This is a genomic window from Streptomyces sp. NPDC023157 (assembly GCF_055560575.1).
Genome location: NZ_JBVHIL010000004.1, coordinates 134,965 through 153,768 on the forward strand (window position 1 = coordinate 134,965; position 18,804 = coordinate 153,768).

The 18,804-nt window shown below is 73.8% G+C and carries 18 protein-coding genes; 10 read left to right on the forward strand and 8 right to left on the reverse strand.

Translation table 11 applies throughout. From position 1 onward, the window contains the following. The first annotated feature begins 60 nt into the window (after positions 1-60). The gene (locus ACZ3ZE_RS15565) at positions 61-918 is read left to right on the forward strand and encodes a hypothetical protein (protein ID WP_467259389.1); all 858 of its coding nucleotides are present in this window, start codon (positions 61-63) and stop codon (positions 916-918) included. 5 nt (positions 919-923) lie between these two features. Here ACZ3ZE_RS15565 and ACZ3ZE_RS15570 read toward each other — a convergent pair whose 3' ends face one another. After that, positions 924-1,067, reverse strand: a complete 144-nt coding sequence (locus ACZ3ZE_RS15570) for a hypothetical protein (RefSeq protein ID WP_361175899.1) — start codon at positions 1,065-1,067, stop codon at positions 924-926. Further along, positions 1,064-1,957: an NmrA/HSCARG family protein gene (locus ACZ3ZE_RS15575; RefSeq protein ID WP_361625426.1), complete on the reverse strand. Its 894-nt coding sequence runs from the start codon at positions 1,955-1,957 to the stop codon at positions 1,064-1,066. Before ACZ3ZE_RS15575 ends, ACZ3ZE_RS15570 begins: the two co-directional genes overlap by 4 nt. A 288-nt stretch (positions 1,958-2,245) precedes the next feature. On the opposite strand from ACZ3ZE_RS15575, the gene ACZ3ZE_RS15580 reads away from it, so the two are divergent. Together ACZ3ZE_RS15580 and ACZ3ZE_RS15585 are read left to right on the forward strand one after the other, a co-directional pair. Then, complete coding sequence (locus ACZ3ZE_RS15580) at positions 2,246-2,917, forward strand: DUF4097 family beta strand repeat-containing protein (RefSeq protein WP_361175893.1); 672 nt, start codon at positions 2,246-2,248, stop codon at positions 2,915-2,917. A 45-nt stretch (positions 2,918-2,962) separates the two neighbouring features. Further along, on the forward strand, positions 2,963-3,781 hold the full coding sequence (locus ACZ3ZE_RS15585) for an alpha/beta fold hydrolase (protein WP_361175891.1): 819 nt from the start codon (positions 2,963-2,965) through the stop codon (positions 3,779-3,781). Positions 3,782-3,818: 37 nt separating this feature from the next. Here the strand turns inward: ACZ3ZE_RS15585 and ACZ3ZE_RS15590 are convergent, their stop codons facing one another. From ACZ3ZE_RS15590 to ACZ3ZE_RS15605, 4 genes are all read right to left on the reverse strand, one after another. After that, positions 3,819-4,934, reverse strand: coding sequence for a GGDEF domain-containing protein (locus ACZ3ZE_RS15590; RefSeq protein WP_361175888.1), 1,116 nt, complete (start codon positions 4,932-4,934; stop codon positions 3,819-3,821). Between the two features lie 115 nt (positions 4,935-5,049). Beyond that, a complete protein-coding gene (locus ACZ3ZE_RS15595; protein ID WP_442305456.1) occupies positions 5,050-5,838 on the reverse strand; it encodes an enoyl-CoA hydratase/isomerase family protein in 789 nt (262 codons plus the stop codon). 39 nt (positions 5,839-5,877) lie between these two features. Next, positions 5,878-7,239, reverse strand: a complete 1,362-nt coding sequence (locus tag ACZ3ZE_RS15600; protein WP_467259392.1) for an adenylate/guanylate cyclase domain-containing protein — start codon at positions 7,237-7,239, stop codon at positions 5,878-5,880. A gap of 181 nt (positions 7,240-7,420) precedes the next feature. After that, positions 7,421-8,272, reverse strand: a complete 852-nt coding sequence (locus ACZ3ZE_RS15605) for a biotin--[acetyl-CoA-carboxylase] ligase (protein ID WP_361175879.1) — start codon at positions 8,270-8,272, stop codon at positions 7,421-7,423. 134 nt (positions 8,273-8,406) lie between these two features. On the opposite strand from ACZ3ZE_RS15605, the gene ACZ3ZE_RS15610 reads away from it, so the two are divergent. Further along, on the forward strand, positions 8,407-10,008 hold the full coding sequence (locus ACZ3ZE_RS15610; RefSeq protein WP_361175876.1) for an acyl-CoA carboxylase subunit beta: 1,602 nt from the start codon (positions 8,407-8,409) through the stop codon (positions 10,006-10,008). Positions 10,009-10,028: 20 nt separating this feature from the next. Next, positions 10,029-10,241, forward strand: coding sequence for an acyl-CoA carboxylase subunit epsilon (locus tag ACZ3ZE_RS15615; RefSeq protein WP_361175874.1), 213 nt, complete (start codon positions 10,029-10,031; stop codon positions 10,239-10,241). A 132-nt stretch (positions 10,242-10,373) separates the two neighbouring features. On the opposite strand, the gene ACZ3ZE_RS15620 is transcribed toward ACZ3ZE_RS15615, so the two are convergent. Further along, positions 10,374-11,816, reverse strand: a complete 1,443-nt coding sequence (locus tag ACZ3ZE_RS15620; protein WP_467259395.1) for an MFS transporter — start codon at positions 11,814-11,816, stop codon at positions 10,374-10,376. Between the two features lie 49 nt (positions 11,817-11,865). On the opposite strand from ACZ3ZE_RS15620, the gene ACZ3ZE_RS15625 reads away from it, so the two are divergent. The 5 genes from ACZ3ZE_RS15625 to ACZ3ZE_RS15645 all read left to right on the forward strand — a co-directional run bounded on the left by ACZ3ZE_RS15625 (position 11,866) and on the right by ACZ3ZE_RS15645 (position 18,419). After that, the gene (locus ACZ3ZE_RS15625) at positions 11,866-12,558 is read left to right on the forward strand and encodes a TetR/AcrR family transcriptional regulator (RefSeq protein WP_467259397.1); all 693 of its coding nucleotides are present in this window, start codon (positions 11,866-11,868) and stop codon (positions 12,556-12,558) included. Between the two features lie 70 nt (positions 12,559-12,628). Next, positions 12,629-12,757, forward strand: coding sequence for a morphogenic membrane protein MmpB (gene mmpB, locus ACZ3ZE_RS15630; protein WP_329423388.1), 129 nt, complete (start codon positions 12,629-12,631; stop codon positions 12,755-12,757). Between the two features lie 22 nt (positions 12,758-12,779). Continuing rightward, positions 12,780-13,385 carry a nucleoside triphosphate pyrophosphatase gene (locus ACZ3ZE_RS15635; RefSeq protein WP_361175868.1) on the forward strand — a complete coding sequence of 202 codons (606 nt, stop codon included), beginning with the start codon at positions 12,780-12,782 and terminating at the stop codon, positions 13,383-13,385. Positions 13,386-13,410: 25 nt separating this feature from the next. Beyond that, on the forward strand, positions 13,411-14,304 hold the full coding sequence (locus ACZ3ZE_RS15640) for an antibiotic ABC transporter ATP-binding protein (protein ID WP_361625438.1): 894 nt from the start codon (positions 13,411-13,413) through the stop codon (positions 14,302-14,304). A gap of 2 nt (positions 14,305-14,306) precedes the next feature. Further along, positions 14,307-18,419 carry a caspase family protein gene (locus tag ACZ3ZE_RS15645; RefSeq protein WP_467259400.1) on the forward strand — a complete coding sequence of 1,371 codons (4,113 nt, stop codon included), beginning with the start codon at positions 14,307-14,309 and terminating at the stop codon, positions 18,417-18,419. On the opposite strand, the gene ACZ3ZE_RS15650 is transcribed toward ACZ3ZE_RS15645, so the two are convergent. Continuing rightward, positions 18,358-18,783 carry a hypothetical protein gene (locus tag ACZ3ZE_RS15650; protein WP_467259402.1) on the reverse strand — a complete coding sequence of 142 codons (426 nt, stop codon included), beginning with the start codon at positions 18,781-18,783 and terminating at the stop codon, positions 18,358-18,360. The two genes, ACZ3ZE_RS15645 and ACZ3ZE_RS15650, sit on opposite strands and share 62 nt — an antisense overlap. Positions 18,784-18,804 lie beyond the last annotated feature (21 nt).

Consider the following 18,804-nt stretch of genomic DNA (forward strand, 5'->3'; position numbering starts at 1 on the left):
GTGACGGTTGCACCCGTCGACGAGGGCCTAGACCACTAGTGGATTGCGACCTCCACCGTGATGTACCGGAACTTTATCGCGCCCTCGCGCGGCTTCACCCAGTTCTCGCACGAGCTCATCCGCCATCCGCGGCTCAGCTCCGATGCCGTACGGCTGCTGACCTGGCAGCTCTCGCTGCCCGAGGGTGCGCGTGAGTCGTTGTCCCGGAGTGCCGAACGTGCCCGGATCGGGGCATGCGCGTTCACGCGGGCGAAGCGGCAGTTGAAGGAGGAGGGGTTCATCCACGAGCGGCGGGTGCAGGGGGCCGGCGGGCGGTGGGTGACGCAACAGCTCGTTTCCAACGTGCCGTTGAGTGAGGGGCAGGCCGCCAAGCTGCTGGGAAAATCGGCGGCGTCCGTGCAGGTGGCGCCGAGTCCTCGGATTCCGGCGGTCGGTGCTCCGGGCGCCCGGGCCGCCGACGGTCATCCAGGAAAAGACCACGGGGAGAACACCTCCAACCGTCCGCCCGCCTCGGAGGCGGCGACGACCCCTGCGCCGGATGTGCCCGAAGAGGCGCGTGCACTCGTCGGGGTGCTGCCGCTGCTCTCCCCCGCCCTGCGGCACATCCCGCCGGGCATGCGGGAGGAGTTGGTGCGGCTCGCCGCCGGATGGCTGGACGCCGGGCACACGTCCGCCGCCGTCCACGAGCACATCCTGCGCGGCCTGCCCGCCGCCGGAACCCCCGTACAGCGGCCCGGCGGCCTCGTCCGCTACCTGCTGCGCGAGGTGCCGCCCGTACCGGAGTCCAGGCCGCCGGTACGGTCCCGGCTGACCGGGACGCGGGAGTGCGAGGGCGACCATGTGCAGGCGACGCTCTTCCGGCCCGTCGGGGACGAGACCTTGTGCTGGAGCTGCCGGGCGGACGGCGTGCACCTGTAGGGGCGTCACCCGGTGGGCACTCCCTCCAGGTTGCGGGTCATGCGCTCCAGGACGTCCACGGCGATGCGGTACTCCGCCGGGGAGATGCCGGTCGCGGCGCGGGCGAGGGCGCGGTCGGTGCGGTTCAGCCAGTAGCCGAGGGGCTTCACGCGCGCACCTCCGTGGCCAGCAGCGCGCTCCACTCCTGCGTCGCCGCCCACTCCGCGAACGTGTGCCAGCCGACCTCCGGATACGCGCGGCGCAGCGCGGCGACGTCCACGGCGAGGCCGTGGGTCGTGAAGTACGCGAACATCGCGGCCAGGTCGGTGGAGTGGCCGCGCACCACGTCCAGCGGCACCTCGTGGTGGGCGATCGGGCGGCCGGTGGCGGCGGCGAGGGCGTGGGCGATCTCGGCGGGGGTGAGCTCGTCGGAGGCGATGTCGACGCGGCGGCCGACGAACTCCTCGCGGCGCTGGAGGACCAGCGCCGCGAAGGCGCCGATGTCGGCGGCGGGGATGAGGGTGAGCGGCAGCCCGGACGGCATGGGCCAGCCGAAGGTGTCGTCGCGCAGGCCCTCCAGGGTCCAGCCGCCCGCGTAGTTGTCCATGAAGGCGGCCGGGGCGATCACCGTCCAGGGGACGCCCGAGGCCTGGAGGTACCGCTCGATCGCGTGCTTGCTGTCGTAGTGCGGGACGCCGGTGGCGCGGTCGGCGTGCGCGGCGGAGGTCAGGACCAGGTGGCCGACCCCGGCGGTCGCGGCGGCGTCGACGAGCGTCTTGCCCTGGCGTATCTCGGTCGCGGTGCCGGTGCCGAACGGGGTGGTGACCGCGAAGAGCGCGTCCGCCCCGGCGAGGGCCGCGTCGAGCGAGGCGGGATCGTCGAAGTCGGCGCGGCGGAGTTCGGCGCCCAGGGCGCGCAGGGCCTCGGCGGCGGGCGAGGCGGGGTCGCGGGTGAGGGCGCGGACATGGTGGCCGGCGGCGAGCAGGGCGCGGGCGGTGGCGCCGCCCTGGGCGCCGGTGGCGCCGGTGACGGCGACGGTCAGGGGGGTGGCGGGGGGCATCGGATCTCCATTCACTGCGTGACGCAATCTTTGTGATGCGCAGACACTAACCCAGTCACCTGCGTCACGCAGATGTTTGTCGGGGGATCGTGCCGCCGCGTAGCCTTCACGGCTCATTCATTGCAACACAGAAGGGAATGATGTTGCATTGAATCCATTCCAGTTGCAACGATTCCTTGGCTCTGAGCTGCGGAGATATAGATTCTGCGCAACGAATACGTTGCCAGATCAGAGAACGCAACGTAGCTTTTCCATCGTCAGAAACACAGACGAACGCAGGAGCCCACGATGCAGAAGTTCGACACCACCGCCCCCATCACCGCCGTCCTCGACATCCCCGCCGGCCGCGTCCGGGTCATCGCCGCCGACCGGACCGACACCACCGTCGAGGTCCTGCCCGCCCAGGCCGCGAACGGCCGGGACGTCAAGGCGGCCGAGCGGATCACCGTCGCGTACGGCGACGGGGTCCTGCGGATCGAGGCCGCGCCCGCGCCGCACCGGGTCCTCGGTAGCTCGGGTGCCGTCGAGGTGACCGTCCAGCTGCCGGCCGGCTCCCACCTCCGGGCGACGGCGGCGAGCGCCGAACTCCGGGGCGTCGGGCGGCTGGGCGACGTCTCCTTCGAGGCCGCCGAGGGCCTGGTCACGCTGGACGAGACCGCGAGCGCCCGGCTCGCCCTCCAGTCCGGCGAGGTCTTCGTCGGCCGGCTGGGCGGCTCCGCCGAGATCACCACCCAGAAGGGCGACATCACGGTCGCCGAGGCCGTGCGCGGCACGGTCGAACTGCGCACCGAGGCCGGGGAGATCACGGTCGGCGCCGCCCCCGGGGTCTCCGCCTCCCTGGACGCCGGCACCCGTTACGGCCGGGTCCACAACACGCTGCGGAACGCCTCGGGTTCCGCCGCCCGCCTGAACATCCAGGCGACCACCGCGTACGGCGACATCACCGCACGCAGCATCTGACCGCACGCCCCCCCACTCTCCAGCGAACAGACCCAAGGAGCCGCCATGAAAAGCACCACCGCCACCACCACCGTCGCCGCTCCCTGGACCGGTCTCGTCCCGATCGAGGACACCGCCCTCGCCGTCACCGACACCGGCGGCACCGGCCGCCCCGTCGTCTACCTCAACGGCTGCTACGCCGACCAGAAGCACTGGCGCCGCGTCATCGCCGAACTCGGCGACGGATACCGGCACATCACCTTCGACGAGCGCGCCCGCGGCGCGTCCCGGCAGGCCGCCGACTACTCCTTCGAAGCCACCCTCCGCGACCTCGACGCGGTCCTCACCGCCCGGGGTGTGGAGCGCCCGATCCTCGTCGGCTGGTCGTACGGCGCCCTCATCGCCCTCAACTGGGCCGCGAGGAACCCCGACCGCGCCCACGCGGCCGTGGCGGTCGACGGCGCCCTCCCGCACGAGTGGCTGAACGACGCCCACCGCGAGCAGATCCGCACCCTCTTCCGCCGCCTCAGCCCCCTCTTCCCCGTCGCCCGCCGCCTGGGCATGGCCGCCCGTATGAGCGGCGCCCAGCACGCCGAGATCAACATCGAGGCCAACGAACTCTGCGCACCCGCCCGCCTCGACCCGGTCTTCGACGCGCTGACCGTGCCCGTCCGGTACGTCCTCGCCACCGGCGGCAACCTCGGCGGCGAGGCGAAGCTCATGGAGCGGATCCGCGCCAACCTCGGCCCCGTCCTCGCGCGGAAGCCGAACATCCGGGTCAGCGCCAAGGTGCCCAGCAACCACTCGAAGATCCTGCGCAAGGACTTCCGCGCCGTCGCCGCCGCGGTCCGCGAGATCGCCGCCCCGACCCACCCGGCGGCCTGACCGTGGCCCGCCCCGCCCCCGCCGCGAGCGGCCGCGCCTACACCGGCGGCGCGTCCCGGAAGCGGCGGCGGTCGCGCGCCCCGGGGGGCGCGTCGGCGAGGCGGATGACGGTGCCGTCGCGGCCCGCCACCACGGGCTTCACCGAGCGGGCGGCCTTCGCCTGGTACTGCGCCGCGTCGGCGAGGCGGAAGAGCCGGCGGGCCGACTTCAGGGGGCCGATCGGGTCGCCGGTCGACGCGACCCCGCAGGCGACGCCCTCGCCCAGCTCCAGCTCGGCGGCGCGCACGCACAGCTCCTCGGCGACGCCCACGACCTCGTCGGCGCTGGGGCCGACCGACACCAGACAGAACTCGTCGCCGCCCAGCCGCGCGGCGAGCGCCCCCGACAGCCTCGCCCCGCACCGTGACAGTACGGAGCCGAATCGTTCCAGCAGGCGGTCGCCGACCGCGTGACCGTGCGTGTCGTTGACTCGTTTCAGACCATTGAGGTCGCAGACCACCAGGCTCACCACCGAGCCGTCGTCCCGGTAGCGCTCGATCGCCTCGTCGAGGCGGGTGTCCACCGCCCGCCGGTTGGCGAGCCCCGTCAGCGGGTCCGTGAACGCCAGCTTCCGGACCTCCTCCAGGCGCTCCGCCTGCGCGATCCCCGCCGCGACCACCGCCGCCAGCACCGTCGCGAAGTCCGCGTCGTCCCGGTCGAAGCGGACCTCCCCGGCCCGGCGCGCCACGTACAGCTCGCCCCAGGCCCGCCCGTGCAGCACGATCGGCGCGACGACGCAGCAGCCGCGCCCGCGCCGCCGCAGCCCGGCGACCCGGCCGGTCGGCACCCGGTCGTCGGCGGTCTCCACCCAGGCGTCGGGCTCCCCGCCGCCCGCCCACTGCTCGTGCAGGAACTCGGTGATCTCCGGGAACTCGTGCACGGGATACGTCTCCGAGTCCGGGAACTCCTCCTCCCCGAAGGCCCGCTCCCCGGCGTTCACCAGGACTTTCAGCCGCCCGTGGTCCCGCTCCCAGACCGAGAGCGCGGCGAAGCTGCCGCCGAGGGCCTCACAGGCGCCCAGCGCCGCAGCCCGCCAGAACTCCCGCGGAGTGTGCGCCGCCGCCATCGCCTGAGCCAACGCCACCACGGCCCGCAACCGCACGTCCTCACCCATTCCTCCAGCTTAGGGAGGAATGATCCGTTTTCCCTTTCGAGACGTCACGGAAAGTTACATATGGTGATAATTAGGACGATTTCGGGACGAGAAGGATACAGAGTCGGCTCCTTCGCTACTCCCCCGGCCAGTTCGGCTTCCGCTTCTCGTTGAAGGCCGCCACGCCCTCCGCCCGGTCGCCCGAGAAGGCCACCGAGCGCCAGGCCGCGTCCTCGACCTCAAGGCCCGCCCGCAGGTCCAGGCCCTGGCCGAGCCGCATGGCCTTCTTGGCGGCGCGCAGGCCGACCGGCGAGTTGGCCGCGATCCGGCCCGCGAGCTCCAGGGCCGCCGTCCGGGCGTCCTCCTCCAGGAGGTCCACCAGGCCCAGCTCGCGCGCCTCGGCGGCCTCGACCCGGCGGGCCGTGAAGACCAGCTCGGCAGCGCGGGCCGCACCCACCCGGCGCGGCAGCAGCTGCGTACCGCCGCCGCCGGGGATGACGCCCACGGAGACCTCGGGCAGTCCGACCACGGCGGTCGCGTCCGCGACGATCACGTCGCAGGCGAGCGCCAGCTCGAAGCCGCCGCCGAGGGCGAAGCCGTGCACGGCGGCGACGGTCGGCATGGGCAGCTCCAGGACGCCGGTGTAGGCGGCGCGGGCGGTGGGCCGCTGCCGGACCAGCTCGGCGTCGCTGAAGGAGTTGCGCTCCTTGAGGTCGGCGCCGACGCAGAAGGCCCGGTCGTTGGAGGAGGTCAGCACGGTGACCCGTACCGACGGATCGGCGGCGAGCGCGTCGCAGGCGGCGCCGAGGGAACGGGCCATCTCGGAGGAGACCGCGTTCATCGCCTTGGGCCGGTCGAGGACCAGCTCGGCGACGTATCCCTCCTTGCGGACCGCGACGAACTCACCAAAACGCTGCTCCGACATCCCGCACACCCTCCCGGTTAACGACTGTTCACCGGGATCCTAGGTCGGGCGGCGCCCCAGCAGCCAGGGCTCCACGACGCCGAGTCCACGGACCGGGCGCTGCCACATCGGCTGGAGCGCGAAGCGGTACGTGGGGGCGCGCTCGCCCTCCTTCTCCGCGCGGGCGGCCTCCTCCGCCGCCCCCGTCTCGGAGACGGGCGCCTCTCCGGTCCTGGTCAGCTCCTCGGCGAGGGCGCTGTCGACCAGGACGGCGTCCTTGGGAGCTATCGACGTGAGCCGGCTGGCCAGGTTGACCGTGGTGCCGAAGACGTCGCCCATCCGGGTCGTGACGGTGCCGAAGGCGATGCCGACGCGCAGCGCGGGCATGGTCTCGTCGTGGCTGAGCGTCTCGATGAGGCGCAGCGCGATCTCGGCGGCCGTGCCGGCGTCGTCGGCGGCGTAGAGGACCTCGTCGCCGAGGGTCTTGATGAGCCGGCCGCCGTGCGCGGCGACCAGGTCGGCGCAGGTGGTCTCGAAGGCCTCGACGAGCTCGCCGAGCTCCTCCTCCTCCAGGCGGCGGGTGAGCCGGGTGAAGCCGACGAGGTCCGCGAAGCCGACCGCGAGCCGCCGGTCGACCATCTCCTCGTCGTCGGCGGCCTGCACGACCCGGCCGGTGGCGGCGGCGAGCTGGCGGCGCCACACGTAGATCAGGAACTCCTCCAGTTCGGGCAGGAGCAGTTCGACGAGGGGGTACGTGACCTCGGTGCGGGTCATGCCGGGCTCGGGCGGCTCGGTCAGGCCCTCCAGGAAGGAGTCGATCTGCCATTCGGCCAGCCGGGCGGTGGTCTGCCCGGTGGACCGGGCGACCTGGACGGCCATCGGCTCGCTGAGCAGCCCGGCCTCGACGAGGCCGGCGAGGCGGCGCAGCGCGAGGACGTCGGCCTCGGTGAGCGCCTTGGCCTGGCCGATGTCGGCGAAGCCCATGGCGCGCCAGAAGCGGGAGGCGAGCTCCATGGAGACGCCGGCGGTGCGGGCTGCCTGGAAGGGGGTGTAGCGGCGGTCGGCGCCCAGGATGAGCTGTTCCAGGCGGATCGCGAGGGGGTCGTCGGTCGGTTCGACCGTGTGGTCGACGACGTGGTGGGGGGTGGGGTACGCCGAGGACGACTCGGGCGCCCCGGAGGAGCCGGAGGAGCCGGAGGACCCGTCTGCGGCGGAGGGTGTGGCGGACGAGGCGCCGGCGGCGCCGGAGGTCCCGGACGCGCCCCCCGACGAGGTCCCGGAGGATCCCCCGGCCGAGGCCCGGTTAGGTGCCCCTGACGAGCCCCCGGAGGGGGTCCCGGACCCCGTCCCGGAGGGATCCGCCGTCGCGGAGGGTTCGGCTGGTCCGGCCACGTCGCCGCTGCTCGCGTCGTCGACGGTCACCGGCCGCCTCCTGCCCGTTCCCTGCCCACTGGCCTGCCGTTCTGTCGCGTGGACGGCGCTTCACGATCGCGCCCCACGAATCGGGCTCCACGATACGACAGGTGTGTGCTGGCTCACGCCCGAACCGGCCGCCACCGGGGGTGACCGACCGGTTCGGACGCGCCGCGCGCTCCCGCCCGGGTCAGTCGGCCGCGCGGAGGTGGACGATGTCGCCCGCCGCGACCGCCTCGGTGCCGCCGCCCTCGGTGGCGACGACGAGGCGCCCGTCGCCGTCGACGCCGACGGCGTCGCCCTCCAGCATCCGCTCGCCCGGCAGGTCGGCGCGGACCCGGCGGCCGAGGGTGGCGCACTGGGCCTCGTACGCCGCCAGGAGGCCGGAGGCGGTCGGGTCTCCGGCGGCCCGCACCCAGTCCCCGTACCACTGCTCCAGCGAGCGCAGGACGGCCCGCAGCAGGGTGTCGCGGTCGGTGGAGACGGCGTTGCCGAGGAGGAGCGAGCCGGCGGTGGGGACGGGCAGCTCGTCGGGGCGCAGGGTGACGTTGACGCCGAGGCCGACGACGACGCCGTCCGCGCCGGCCCGCTCGGCGAGGATGCCGCCGGTCTTGCGCTCCTCGCCCTCGACGCGTACCAGCAGGTCGTTGGGCCACTTGAGGGTCAGGTCGGCGCCGGCGGCCTTGGCGAGGCCGCTCGCGGCGGCGACGCCGGTGAGCAGCGGCAGCCAGCCCCAGCGGTGCACGGGCACGTCCGGCTTGAGCAGCACGGAGAAGAAGAGGCCGGAGCGGGCGGGGGCGGTCCAGCTGCGGTCGAGCCGGCCGCGGCCGGAGGTCTGCTCCTCGGCGACGAGCACGGCGCCTTCGGGGAGTTCGTCGGCTCGGGCGGCGAGGTCGGAGTTGGTGGAGCCGGTGGACTCGACCACGTCGAGGGAGGTCCACAGAGCGTCGGGGAGGACGAGCGCGTGGCGCAGGGCGGGCGCGTTGAGCGGCGGCCGGTCGAGGTCGGACCAGCGTCCCGCGGAGCCTTGGGAGGACGTCATGCAAGCCAGCGTAGGTGTGGCAAACGCCGCACTGCCGAACCGTATCCGCGCCGATACGCTACGGGTCAGTAGCCCAGCAGTAGCCCATTCGTAGTCAACGAACCCCCCGTGACCAGGCAGGGAGCCGCATCCCGATGTCCGAGCCGGCAGAGCACGACCAGATCGACATTCACACGACCGCGGGCAAGATCGCGGACCTGCAGCGCCGGGTCGGCGAGGCGACGCACGCCGGTTCCGAACGGGCGGTCGAGAAGCAGCACGCGAAGGGAAAGCTGACCGCGCGCGAGCGGATCGCACTGCTGCTCGACGAAGGTTCGTTCGTGGAGCTGGACGAGCTGGCCCGGCACCGCTCGACCAACTTCGGCCTGGAGAAGAACCGCCCGTACGGTGACGGCGTCGTGACCGGCTACGGCACGGTCGACGGGCGCCCGGTGGCCGTGTTCTCGCAGGACTTCACCGTCTTCGGCGGCGCCCTCGGCGAGGTCTACGGCCAGAAGATCATCAAGGTGATGGACTTCGCGCTGAAGACCGGCTGCCCGGTCATCGGCATCAACGACTCCGGCGGCGCCCGCATCCAGGAGGGCGTGAGCGCGCTCGGCATGTACGGCGAGATCTTCCGCCGCAACACGCACGCCTCCGGTGTGATCCCGCAGATCTCGCTGGTCGTCGGCCCGTGCGCGGGCGGCGCGGTCTACTCGCCCGCGATCACCGACTTCACGGTGATGGTGGACCAGACCTCGCACATGTTCATCACGGGACCGGACGTCATCAAGACGGTGACCGGCGAGGACGTCGGCTTCGAGGAGCTGGGCGGCGCCCGCACCCACAACACCACCTCGGGTGTCGCGCACCACATGGCGGGCGACGAGAAGGACGCGATCGAGTACGTCAAGTCCCTTCTGTCCTACCTTCCTTCGAACAACCTCTCCGAGCCGCCGGCCTTCCCGGAGACCGCGGAGACCGAGGCGACGGACGAGGACCGCGAGCTCGACACGCTCATCCCGGACTCGGCGAACCAGCCGTACGACATGCACACCGTCATCGAGCACGTCCTCGACGACGGCGAGTTCCTGGAGACCCAGTCGCTGTTCGCGCCGAACATCCTGACCGGCTTCGGCCGTGTCGAGGGCTTCCCGGTCGGCGTGGTCGCCAACCAGCCGATGCAGTTCGCCGGCTGCCTCGACATCAACGCGAGCGAGAAGGCCGCGCGCTTCGTGCGCACCTGCGACGCCTTCAACATCCCGGTGCTCACCTTCGTCGACGTGCCGGGCTTCCTGCCGGGCGTGGACCAGGAGTACGGCGGCATCATCCGGCGCGGCGCGAAGCTGATCTACGCGTACGCCGAGGCGACCGTGCCGCTGATCACCGTCATCACCCGCAAGGCCTTCGGCGGCGCGTACGACGTCATGGGCTCCAAGCACCTGGGCGCCGACCTCAACCTGGCCTGGCCGACCGCGCAGATCGCCGTCATGGGCGCACAGGGCGCGGTCAACATCCTGCACCGCCGCACGATCGCCGAGGCCGAGGAGGCCGGCACGGCGGACGCTGAGCGGGCGCGGCTGATCCAGGAGTACGAGGACGCGCTGCTCAACCCGTACATCGCGGCCGAGCGCGGTTACGTCGACGGGGTGATCCTGCCGTCCGACACGCGCCCGCAGATCGTGAAGGGGCTGCGTCAGCTGCGGACGAAGCGGGAATCCCTGCCCCCGAAGAAGCACGGCAACATCCCGCTCTAGGCGCTGGGAGGGACAACACCATGATCAAGGTCGTACGAGGCAATCCGACCCCCGAGGAGCTGGCCGCCGCACTGGCGGTGGTCCAGGCCCGGGCCGCGGCCACGGCGGCGGCAGCCGCCGCGGGCAGCGGCCCGGGGACCCCGGAGGGCTGGTCGGACCCGGCGCGCATCGCCCTCGGCGTGCGCCACCGGCCGGGCCCGCGCTCGTGGGCGCGGTCCTACTGGCCGTCCTGAGACGGGGCCCGGGGATCCGGGGAGATACGTACCCCTGCATCCGGGGAGATACGTACCCCTACATGTGCACAGCGCGAAGGCCGGACTCCCCGTGGCGGGGGCCCGGCCTTCGCCGTACGCGGGGCACGGGCCCTACGGTCGGCGCCGCAGGAACAGGGCCGAGGCGAGCACCCCGGCGAGGACCACGGCCGCGTTGACGAGGACGGCCCGCCCGATGCCGTCGGGGAGGGCGGCCGAGGTGACGACGACGGCGCTCATCACGGGGGTGCCGAGGGTGATGCCGACCTGCTGGGTCATGGTCGCGATGCCGGTGGCCATGCCCTGCTCGGCGTCGGGCAGTCCGGAGGTGGCGGTCACCATGAAGCCGACGATGGCGAGCATGTTGCCGACGCCGCCCGCGAAGGTGCCGGCGAGCAGCAGCCCGTACATGCTCCGGTCGTCGCCGAGGCCGAGGAGGGAGAGGGTCGCGGCGGTCTGGAGCGCTCCGCCGGCGATCAGTGCGGTACGGGCGGACCACCGGCCGATGAAGCGCGCGGCGAACAGTCCGCCGAGCACCGTGCCCGCGCCCAGGACGCCGAAGGAGAGGCCGGCGGCGAGCGGGGAGAAGCCCAGGACGTCCTGGAGGTGCAGGGTCATCAGGAAGACCAGCGAGGTCTCGGTGGCGAAGGCGACGAGTCCGGCGAGGTTGCCCCAGACGACGGTGCGGCGCCGGAGCACGCGCACGGGCACGAGGGGCGCGGCGGCCCGCCGCTCCACCAGCGGGAACGCGGCCAGCAGGACGAGGGCGGCGGCGAGGGCGGCGAGGACGCCCGGGTCGCTCCAGCCGTGTTCGCCGGCGGCCGTGAGCCCGTAGACGAGGGCGAGGAGTCCGCCGGTGACCGTGATCGCGCCGGGCACGTCGAGCCGGGGCCGGGCGGCCGGGCGGCTCTCCTTGAGGACGGCGGGCGCGACGAGCAGGACGGCGAGGGCGACGGGCACGTTGACGAAGAAGGCCCAGCGCCAGGAGAGCAGGTCGGTGAGGACCCCGCCGAGGACGGCGCCGGTGGTGAACCCGGCCGACATGAGGGCCCCGTTGAGGCCCAGCGCCTTGGCGCGCAGCGGGCCCTCGGGGAACGAGGAGGTCAGCAGCGAGAGCCCGGCCGGGGTGACGGCGGCGGTGGCCAGGCCCTGGGCGACGCGGGCGGCCATCAGGACCTCGGGGCCGGTGGCGAGCCCGCCGGCCAGGGAGGCGAGGCCGAGGACGCCCATACCGCCGAGGAAGACCCGGCGGCGCCCGACGAGGTCGGCTACGCGCCCGAAGAGCAGGGTGAATCCGGCGGCGGCGAGGGCGAAGGCGGTGGCGATCCACTGGAGGCCGCCGAGGCTGAAGCCGAGCCCCTGGCCGATGACGGGCAGGGCCACGTTCAGGATCGAGAAGTCGACGGCCAGCATGAACTGGGAGACGAGGAGGACGAGCAGGACGAGCCGCATCCGCCCGTCCATGCGGTGCTCGACGGAGTCGGTGGCGGAGTCGGTGGCGGCGGCGGAGGCGGGGGCGGCGGCGGGGACGCGGGCAGGGCTGTCGAGGGAAACCATGGCAGGGACCCCTTCATGGGCTGACTAATGGGACGACAGTTCCGTTAGGATGGGGGCGACACTAGCAGAGCCCGAAGCGTTAATGGAACAGGAGACCCGTTTGAGCGAGAGCCCGTCGGCCGTGCCCGGCACCGTGCGCCCCGGAGGCCGTACCGCGAAGGTGCGCCGCGCGGTCCTCGACGCCACCGAGGACGCCCTCGCGGCGGCCGCCTTCCACACCCTGAACATGGATCAGATCGCGGCGAGCGCCGGCGTCGGCAAGACCACCGTCTACCGCCGCTGGGGCTCCCCCGTCGGCCTCGTCGCCGACCTCCTGCACGACATGGCCGAGCAGTCCGTGCCCGCCGCCGACACCGGCAGCCTCGCGGGCGACCTGCGGGCCAACGCGGAGCTCGTGCACCGGACCCTCGCCGACCCGCGGATGGGCGCCGTCTTCCACGCCGTGATCGCCGCGGCCGCCTGCGACGAGGAGTGCGCACGGGCCCTGAACGGCTTCTACCGCACCCGGCTCGCCGCCTGGGCACCGGTCGTGACCCGGGCGGCGGCGCGCGGCGAACTCCCCCCGGACACCGACGCCCTGGAACTCCTCCGGGCCGTCTCCGCCCCGCTCTACTACCGCTTCGCCGTCACCCGCGAGGAGCTGACCGCGGCCGACGCGGAACGGGCGGTCGCGGCGGCCCTCGCCGCGGCGGCGGCCGGCGTCTTCGCCACCCGGACCACCGCCGGACCCGTCCCGGACTAGTCCTTTGACGCGGGGCGCTTGAGTACCCGTACTCAGGCGCCCCGGCCCTCCGGGCCGCAGGATCGGGACCATGCTCTGGTCCGACCCGAAGAACGAGCCGCCGAAGGACATGCGCGACATGCAGGCGATGCTGCGCCGCGCGGGCGTGCTGCTCGGGCTCGCGATGGTGCTGCTGATGTTCGTGCTCGGCGCGCGCTGAGAGCGCTCGATACGCTGCCCCCATGACTGCTGAACGCCGCCGTGTCGTCCTCGCCTCCGCCTCCCCCGCCCGCCTGGGGCTGCTCCGCCAGGCCGGGCTCGCCCCCGAGGTGATCGTGAGCGGCGTCGACGAGGACAAGACGCACGCCCCGACCCCGGCCGAGCTGGCCCTCGCCCTCGCCGAGGCCAAGGCCGCCCATGTCGCCGCCCGCCCCGAGGTCTTCGGCGCCCTCGTGATCGGCTGCGACTCGGTCCTGGAGCTGGACGAGCAGGCCCTCGGCAAGCCGGCCGACGCCGAGGAGGCCATCGCCCGCTGGAAGGCGATGCGCGGCAGGGTCGGCATCCTCCAGACGGGCCACTGCGTGTACGACACGACGGCCAAGCGGTACGAGTCGGCCACCGCCTCCACCATCGTCCGCTTCGGCAACCCGACCGACGCCGAGATCGCCGCGTACGTCGCCAGCGGCGAACCCCTGCACGTGGCGGGCGCGTTCACCCTCGACGGCCGCTCGGCCCCCTTCATCGACGGCATCGACGGCGACCCCGGCAACGTGATCGGCCTGTCCCTGCCCCTCCTGCGCACCCTCCTCGGCAAGCTGAACGTCTCGATCACCGACCTCTGGGCCTGAGCCCGGACATCAGGGGGGAGCTGACATGGCGCGGGTCGTCGTGGTCCACGGGATAGGCCAGGAGTTCCTGGGTCCCGAGCAGATGCGCCGGGACGTCGTGCCCGCGCTGCGGGACGGCGTCCTGCTCGCCGGCTCCCCGCCGCCGGCCCCCGAGGACATCGCCTGCGCCTTCTACGGCGACCTGTTCACCGAGCCGGGCACCCGCTCCGACGACCTGCCGCCCTGGGACGAGTGGGACGTCGAGGAGGGGCTGGAGGCCAAACTCCTCGACGCGTGGCGGCAGGCCGCCGAGGAGGCGGAAGACGGGGCGGGCGCGGAAGACGGGGCGGAGGCGGACGCCGCCGGGACGCGCGGGGTGATCGGCCACGTCGCCTCCCGGGCCCTGCGCGTCGAGCGGGTCCGCGCCGCCCTCGACGCCCTCGCCGGCACCCGCTTCTTCGGCCGTGTCTCCGACCGGCTGCTCGTCCTCGCGCTCCGCCAGGTCCGCCGCTACCTCACCGAACCCGCGCTACGCACGGCCGCCCAGGACCGGGTCGCGGCCGCCATCGGCCCCGACACGCGGGTCCTCGTCGCCCACTCGCTCGGCTCGGTCATCGCGTACGAGACGCTGTGCGCCCGCCCGGAACTGCCCGTCACCGACCTCGTCACCCTCGGCTCCCCGCTCGGCCTGCGCGGCATCGTCTTCGACCGGCTGACCCCGGCACCGGTGGACGGCACGGCCCGCCGGCCCGGCGGCATCCACCGCTGGACCAACATCGCCGACCGCGGCGACGTCGTCGCCCTCCCCGACCGCCTCGCACCCCGCTTCGGCGCGGCCGTGTCCGACCAGCGGATCGACAACGGCACCCGGATGCACGACCTGGCCCGCTACCTGACGGCGCCGAGGACGGGAACGGCGATCGCGCGAGGGCTCGGGTGAGCATGCCCTCCGAGGGCCGGCGCTTCCTCCTCACCATCGGCGTCTCCGCGTACGCCGACCCCGCGATCCCCGACCTGCCGGGCGTCCCCGAGGACGTACGGCGGTTACGGGAACTGCTGCTGCCCATGGGGTACGAGACGGCGCTCGACCGGCTCGCCGCCGACCCGACCGCCGCCACCATCCAGGAGGCCGTCGAGGACTGGGCGCACGACGCCGCACCCGGCCCCGAGGACATCGTGGTCGTCTACTTCGCCGGACACGGCACCAAGGCCGCCGACCGCCACTACCTGCTCGGCGCCACCGCCCGGCCCGGCCGCTACTCGGCCGCCCTCGCCGCCGAGGACCTCGCCCGCCCGCTGCTGCGCGGCGAGGCCGGACACGTCCTCGTCGTCCTCGACACCTGCTTCGCCGGAGCCGGCGCCGGCGAGATCGCCGCCCTCGCCACCGAACTCGCCCACACCCAGCGCGGACCGGCCGGCCGCTGGATGCTCGCCGCCGCCCGCGGCAAGGAACGCGCCCGCGAGAACGTCTTCGTCGACGCCCTCGCCACCGTCCTGAACCACCCTCAGGCCGGCGCCCACCAGGAGTTCCTGGGCGTCCGCGAGATCACCGAACGGATCAACCGGCACCTCGCCGAACGCCGGGTGCCCCAGCGCGTCAGCCACTCCACCGTCGACAGCGACGGCCGCGACCCCTTCTTCCGCAACCGGGCCCACATCGCGGGCCTCCCCGCCGACGCGCTCGACGTCGAGACCCTGGACCGGCTCCGCCGCGCCACCCGCGGGCACTTCGAGGCCCGCGGCCGGGGCGTCGAACACACCGGCGAACGCGGCGACCACTTCACCGGCCGCACGCAGGCCCTGACCGCCCTCAGCTCCTGGCTGACCGCCGACCGGCACGACCGCCGGGCCCGCGTCGTCACCGGCGACCCCGGCTCCGGCAAGTCCGCCCTCCTCGGCCGGCTGCTGCGCGCCGAGGAACACCGCGCGACCGTCCCACTGCACGCCCGCCGCGCCGCACTCGAAGACCTGGCCGCCGCACTCGCCGCCGCGCTCCGCCTGCCCGGCACCGACCGCGACGACGTCCTGGAGGCCCTCGGCCGGCGCACCGCGCCCGTCACCGTCCTGGTCGACGCGCTCGACGAGGCCGGCCCGGCGGGCCACGCCGACGAGGGCCTGCGGATCGCCCGGGAACTCCTGCGCCCCCTGTCCTCGCTGCCCGCGGTCCGGCTCGTCGTCGGCACCCGCCGCCCGCTGCTCCCCGCGCTCGGCCCCGCCGTGGAGGTCATCGACCTCGACGCCCCCGCCTTCACCACCCCCGACGACGTCGCCACCTACGCGGCCACACTGCTGCTCGCCGAAGGCGACCCGGACACCCGCTCCCCCTACCGCGGCCGCCCCGACGAGGCCGCCGCCGTGGCCCGGGGCATCGCCGCGCGCGCCGGCCACTCGTTCCTGGTGGCCCGGATGACCGCCCGCGCCCTCGTCGACGGCCAGACCGAGGCCGACACCTCCCGCCCCGGCTGGGAACAGGCCCTGCCCGACGACGCGGGCCAGGCCTTCGCCGCCTACCTGGCCCGCTTCGGCCCCGACCGGCCGCGCGTCGAACGCCTGCTGCGCCCCCTCGCGTACGCACAGGGCGCGGGCCTGCCCTGGTCCACGCTGTGGGGCCCGCTGGCCGAGGCCCTGTCGGGGCTGCCCTGCGCCCAGGACGAGCTGCGCTGGCTGCACCAACACGCGGGCGCCTACCTCGTGGAGACGGCCACCCCCGCGGGCTCCGCCTACCGCCTCTTCCACGAGACGATGGCCGAATGGCTCCGCGCCGAAGCGGGCCCCGACACCGACGCCCACCGCGCCCTCGCCGCCGCCCTCCTCGCGGGCGTCCCCGAGGACCCGCGCACCGGCCTGCGCGACTGGCCGGCGGCCCACCCGTACGTCCGCGAACACCTCGCGACCCACGCGGCGGCGGGCGGCTCCCTGGACGCGCTCCTCGCCGACCCCGAGTACCTGGTCCACGCCCACCCACCGGAACTGCTCCGCGCGCTGGCCTCCGTACGGACGGCACGGGGCCGCCTGTGGCGCTCGGTGTACCGGACCTCGTCCGACGTCCACCGCGGCCTGGACGAGGCGGGCCGCAGAGACGTCCTCGCGGTGGACGCGGCCCGCTTCGGGGAGCGGGAGGCGGCGGGCGAGCTGGCGCGGACGCGGACGTGGCGGCCTCGGTGGGCGACGGGGTCGGAGGTGCATACGGCGTTGGTGGGGTCGTTCCACACGAAGACCTCGCTCAGCGCGGCGAGCTGCGTGGAGCTGCACGGGCAGTGGTACGCGGTGGGCCTCACCGGCATGGGCCGACTCCATCTGTGGAACCTCGGTACGGGTGCGCATCAGATGCTGCACGTCGACCGGCAGACGTCCCTGTCCGCGTTCTGCACGGTCGAGGGCCGGGCCTGCGTGGTGTCCGCCGGCTACGACGGTGATCTCGTCCTGTGGGACCTCGCCACGCTCACCCCGCGCCCGCTCACGAAGGTGCCCGGCCTGACGGGCCGGAACCTGCTGTGCGTCCCGTGGGAGAACCGGGAGCACGCGGTCGCCCTGGGGCACCGGGACGAGCTGGTCGTCATCGATCTGGCCTCGGACTCGCACCGCGTCGTCGCGTTCCCCCGGCGGCGCGGGGACGACGAGCTCGAACTGCGCGCGTGGACGGTGCTGGACGGACACCCCCACGCCGTACTGGTCCCCATCAGAACCGGCGTGATCATTCTGGTCGACCTGATCACCGGCCGTCGGCGGGCTCCCCTGATCGCCGGCGCTCCGGTGTTCGCCGTCGCCTGCCCGACCCTCGACGGACGCCCCCATCTCGTCAGCCGGGGCGCCGGACACAGCCTCACCGTCTGGGACCTCACCGACGGTTCGGAACGTTCCCTGGGAGTCCCCGAGTACGGCCAGATCTTCGGGCTGACCACGGTGACCCTGGGCGGGCGTCCCCACGCGGTCGCCGCGTGCGGGGACCAGACGGTACGTGTGTGGGATCTGGGGGACGGCACGGAACGGCACCGGCTGACGGGCCACTCGGGCCTGGTGGGACACGTCACGTGCCAGGAAGTCGCCGACCGGACGTACGCGGTCTCCCTGGAGGACACCAACGTGCGCGTCTGGGACCTGGAGGAGCGGCCCCTGCACGGAACCGGGCCCTCCGGGCACATGTACACGGTGTACGGGGCGGCCGTCACCGAACTGGACGGCGCCCCCTGCCTCGTGACGGCCGGCTACGAAGGGAGTCTGCGCCTGTGGGACCTGCGTCAGGGCACCCCGCGCGGGGCCCTGACGGGCCGCCACACCGCGTACACCGCCCTCGTCCCGGCACCCGGCTCGCCGGGGCACGTGATCACGGCCTCGGCAGACGGCGGGGTGACCGTCTGGGACCTGGCGCGGCGCACGGAGACGCTCGTGGTCGGAGACAGCGACGACCAGGGCACGCTGAGCGGCCTCGTGGCATTCCGCTCGGGCGACCGGTCCTTCGTGGTGTCCTGCGGCGACGTGCTGACACGGTGGGAGATCGACCGGGGCACCCGGCGCACGTTCCCCTCCCGCAGTCACCACCGGGCGCTCGCCGTCACCTCACTGGGCGGCGAGCCGGTGCTGCTCACCGGTGAAGGGGACGGTCCGGTCCTACTGCGCCACGCGTTGACCGGCCGCGAGGTGGGCAGGCTGGCAGGCTGCGCCGAGCGGGTGACGGCGATCGACTGCACCATCCTGCACGGGCGCCCGGTCGCCGTCGTCGGGGACCACGGAGGCGGGGTCCGCGTCTGGGACCTGACGACGCGCGAGATGGGCGTCCGACTGCCCGGGCGCGACTCCCAGATCACCTACCTGCACTGCGCCGTCCTCGACGGGCGGCCGCACGCGGTGGTCAGCTGCATGGACCGGACACTGTGGATCTACGACCTGGCCGCGGCGCGTCTCACCGGGACGCTCGCCCTCCCGCTCTCCCCCGACGTCCTCGCCGTCCACCACGACGACCTCCTCGTCGGCATGGGCAGCGAGGTCCTCGTCCTCACGCGGGAGCCGGGGCCCGCTCCTCGGCCGCCTTGGGCTCCCCGTACGCCACCAGCGTGAGCACGATGAGGGCGACGACCAGCATCATGAAGGCGAAGGCGAGCCAGCCCATGAGGCCGACCGTCACCGCGCCGAGGATGCCGTGGACGACCGCGCAGCCGATGAGCAGGGCGCGGCCCGCGCGGCCGGGGCGGCGGTCGCGGATCGCGGCGATGAGGGGGACGAGGCCGCAGAGGACGAGGAGGGCGCCGGAGCCGAGGCCGAGGGCCCAGGTGCCGGTGTACATCGCGTCCGGACGCAGTCCGTCGAGGGACATCGACTGGGCCTTCACGAAGCGGGCCATCACGGCGTTGAACGCGATGATTCCGGGTGCTTCGAGGAAGAGCACCGCGGCCGTCACGAGTGCTATCGGTCTGCGGGCCACCTCGGCCACCCCCCTGAGAAC